The 4,313-nt window shown below is 30.7% G+C and carries 4 protein-coding genes; all 4 read right to left on the bottom strand.

The window, feature by feature from the left end; genetic code table 11:
* Positions 1–1,607: helix-turn-helix domain-containing protein (locus ACTTKP_RS11460; RefSeq protein WP_442554033.1), on the bottom strand; the 1,607-nt coding region annotated here is incomplete at its 3' end.
* A gap of 10 nt (positions 1,608–1,617) precedes the next feature.
* Positions 1,618–2,418, bottom strand: coding sequence for an ABC transporter permease (locus ACTTKP_RS11455; protein WP_442554032.1), 801 nt, complete (start codon positions 2,416–2,418; stop codon positions 1,618–1,620).
* A 3-nt stretch (positions 2,419–2,421) separates the two neighbouring features.
* Positions 2,422–3,222, bottom strand: a complete 801-nt coding sequence (locus ACTTKP_RS11450; RefSeq protein WP_442554031.1) for an ABC transporter permease — start codon at positions 3,220–3,222, stop codon at positions 2,422–2,424.
* A 14-nt stretch (positions 3,223–3,236) separates the two neighbouring features.
* Positions 3,237–4,211, bottom strand: coding sequence for an ABC transporter ATP-binding protein (locus ACTTKP_RS11445; RefSeq protein WP_442554030.1), 975 nt, complete (start codon positions 4,209–4,211; stop codon positions 3,237–3,239).
* Between the last annotated feature and the right edge of the window lie 102 nt (positions 4,212–4,313).

Raw genomic sequence — 4,313 nt, 5'->3', positions numbered from 1 at the left:
GGTACAAGAATACTGACATCATTTTCTCTAAACATTCTTTTCAATGCCTTATCAGCAAGAGCCTTACTTTTTTCATACTCCCCTCTTTCTTTATATAAATGTATCAAAGCCCTTACTATATCCTTTATATTATGCCAACTTACATATCTTTTCTTATTTTCATTGTCAAGCATAACTTCAAGAATTTTAATACAATCACTCCCTGTAAGCACAGCTAAAAGACTTAAACCTCTATTTTCAGTTGGTGTGTATATATAGCGTTTGCCTGATATTTCTTTTATACCAAACAACTCATTTAGCAAAGTGATTTTCTTTCCCGGTACTTCTTCTTTCATTTTTATTTCTAAAAGTCTTACAAATTGTAAATTTTCCCATATATCCATATTTATACTATCTTTAAGTTCTGAAAGTCTTTCTGTTACAGACCTGAATTTCTTGGCGGCTATAAGCTTATCACATTCCTTTGCTAATAAAAAAGCCTTATAACTGTCCGCTTCTATATCTCCTTTTATAAAAGTAAAGCTTATTCCCAGTCTGTTTACAAGAGAAATAAGAGTCTTGGTACTTGGAAATATTTTCCCCCGTTCAATTCTTTGATAATTTTCAACCGAACATATGCTTTCACTTACTTCCTCACAGGTAAGTCCTGACTCTTTTCTTTTTAATTTCAAATAATCTGACAAAATAATATATCTTCTTCTGTTTTCATTTGGTCTGCTTATATTATAAGAAACTTTAATATCAATATCTGTAAAAATACTTGTTAATGCCTCACATTGTCTGATATATACAGCCTCCTCACATGAGGATTCCACATCTTCTATAAAAAACTCCAATATTGCAGGCAGTTCCGATACAGTATCGGCTTTAACCATTATTTTAATTGTATTCTTTTCTATTCCAAGCCTTTTATCCAAGGCTAATTTCTCTTTGAAGGTATTTAATATAAAAAGAGCAAGCTTTGGAATTACCCTTCCTTTCAAATTTTTATCAGGTATCGTTTGTATTTTGCACAAATAAATTTCATACAATTTTTCTGTTATTTCTAACCTTTTTTCAGGTTTTAGTAAAATTTCCATATCACATAAATTAATAAGTAAATGCCATTCAAATAAAGATAAAAGAGGATTTTTCTCATATATTACAGACAGGTCTATTCCTGTAGCCGACAAGGCATTTTTTATATATTCATAAGCTGATTTCATATTTTCATTACAGTTTCTTTCCAATATATAATTAAAAAAATCTCTGTAACTTGTCTGTATTCTCTCATTTGTTAAGAGTATGTTTCTAAAGTCATCTATCCCTTTTGCTAAACCTCTCCAATCCTTATTTTCCGCATAGTCAAGACATTTTTCATACCATAAGAAAAACTCATGCACTCTCTCAGGCACAATCATTTCAAAATGGTCTGTAGAAATTCCTAACCTCTCTAAAATTGTATTAAATATAAATATATCAAAAAGTTTCTCTCCATTTTTATATTTACAAACTGTTTTTTCACTACAAAGTCCTTTAAATACACTGTTATATGAAATATTTGTATCTTCACATATTTCCCTTATTATATAAGAAGGATTATCTCTAAATGTATTTCTTACAGTCATCTTCCCTCCCTTAACTGCTTGCACTTGAATATCTTTTTATGCCTGCCCTCCACATTATAACACATATACTAAGCGTAATTACAGGTGCCATAAAATACCAAATTAAAAGTATTCTGCTTATATAACCGCCTATTATAAGCCCCGGAACATTGGTAATTAAAAATATCGGGAAAATAAAACAACCTATCTCCTGAATTATTTTATTATAAATCTTCATCGGCATATTGTTAAAATCCCATATTGCATCGCTTATCTGTGCAATACCGGTAGTTGACATAGTCCAAAATCCAAGCAGACGCGGCATTAAAAATAAAGAATAAGTAAGCACCGTCCCTACGGTCAGACAGCCTGTAAATATCCCTATATTATTAAAATTAACACTGAAACCACATCTGTTCCACCCAATGCCAAGCATAATAAATCCGGCAGTTATGGCAGGAAGCGGAGTGGCAAAATCTATATATCTAAAAGTCACAAGAAATAATCCTGACACAGGTTTTGTCAGATATAAATCTAAAGTTCCCTCTCTTATATAATTGGTCAGATTCCAGAAATTAGTATAAAAAGACATATAAATTCCTGTCATTATGGTATATGTTCCTATAAAAACAAGCATATAATCAGGGCTCATTCCATTTATATTAACTCCTGTCTTATATATAAGAACTACATAAGTGAGTTTTACAACTAAAAATCCTGCCTCTACCAATACCCCCATAATAAAATTAACTCTATATTCAAGCTGTCCTGCAAGTGAATTTCTTGCAAACATAAAAATCAGAACCAAGTATCTTTTTAACAAATTTATCATACTCTATCCCCCCACTGCAACATATTTCTTTAATCCTTTTCTCCACAAAATACCTGCAAGACTTCCCAAAAAAACAATCCAAAAAATTTGTACGGCAAATGAAAAATATATAGGTATTGTCATCTCTTTTCCTGTTATTATCTCCACCGGAAACTGTAACATATATTTAACCGGTAAAAATAATATTACTTTGTTAAAATGTTCTCCCAGTATATCAAGCGGAAATATCCCCCCACTTATTACCATAATTATTACACTAATTGCCGGAAAAATTCTTGATATTTCAGTAAGCCACAGTCCTGACAGCCCTACTATAAAAAAAAATGTAAAGTTTAATATCAGCGAAAATACTATTGCTGTTATAAAATAAATTATCCTTATCGCATCTATTTTAAAATATCCAAGCATACCAAATATTACTGATATAACTGTAAGTATAATTAAAAATATAATTGACAGAGAAAATCTTTCTCCAAAAAAGCAGGCTCCTCTGTAATAACAATAATTTATCGGTTTAACTATATACTTATTTAATCCTCCATTTTTTATATCATCATTCATTTCCCATTCAAAGCCTGTAGAAAGAAATTTTGCAGTTACACCTACAAAAAATGTATATAATAACATCTGATGATAAGTGTATCCGTACAATATTCCTCCGCCGGTGGTCTCATATATGGCTTTCCACATTGATACCTGTATTAAAATAGGAAATATTGCTCCAAAATAACTGCTAAAAAAGTCAAATCTATATTCAGTAGCCTTAGAAATTCCCATTAAAAAGCATTTTATATATTTTTTCATAGCCTCTCTCCATTTTATTTTACACCCTGATACAATAGTGTAACTCCGTCTTCTATTGATACATCCTCTACTAAAAAATCTTTTATATCGTATTCAGCCAACAGTTTTGCCATAATTTCATTACTTTTTTCCTTATCTGCCTCCAGTGTGAGTATATTATCTTTGTACTCTTTCACATTGCCGTACTTAGTAAAATCTTCATCAATTTTCTGTTTAAAAATAAGTTTAATTATCTTTTTATTTCCAAGATAATCTCTTATTTTTTTAGTTTCACCATCATAAACTATCTCTCCGTGATTTATAACTATGGAACGCTTACAAAGATCATTGATGTCTTCCATATAATGGCTTGTAAGCAGAATGGTAACCTTATTTTTTTCATTGTATTCTTTTAAAAATTTTCTTATATTTTTCTGTGAAATGATATCAAGCCCTATCGTAGGCTCATCTAAAAACAATATATCCGGTTGATGAAGCAGGGCTAATATTATTTCCATCTTCATTCTTTCACCTAATGACAATCGTCTTACCTGAACATTTAAAAGCTTCTCTACTTCAAAAAGTTCTGACATTTCCTCCAGTCGGTTTTTATAGTCTCTAAGCTCTATATTATAAATCTGCCTGCTTAGTTCCATACTGTCAATAGCAGGTAAGTCCCACCAAAGCTGATTTTTTTGTCCCATTATAATAGATATTTTCTTTTTAAATTCATTCTTACGTTCCCAAGGTGTAAATCCAAGAACTTCCGCTTTACCTGAAGTCGGATATAAAATTCCTGATAACATCTTTAAACTTGTAGTTTTACCTGCTCCATTTTTACCTAAAAAACCTACTATTTCACCCTTTTCTATAGAAAAACTCATTTCTTTTACAGCTTCTTTTATAAGTTTTTTCCTTGAAAACAAGTTTCTAAAAGAACCTTTCAAGCCTTCTTTCTTTTCATAGTATTCAAAATTTTTGCATAAACCCTTTACCTCTATAGCTTTCATAAATCCCTCCTTTTTCCAATAGCTTAGCATGGAGTACAAAAATTTAACAGGACATATAAAGGGAATTTTTCTTTATTAAAATCCCTGTTATATGCCCTGTTT

Origin of the sequence: Catonella sp., from assembly GCF_052169795.1 — a bacterium.
In the GTDB taxonomy this organism is placed as follows: domain Bacteria; phylum Bacillota; class Clostridia; order Lachnospirales; family Lachnospiraceae; genus Catonella.
Note: the sequence above shows the minus strand (reverse complement) of the source record. Positions and strands in the feature narration are given on the sequence as shown.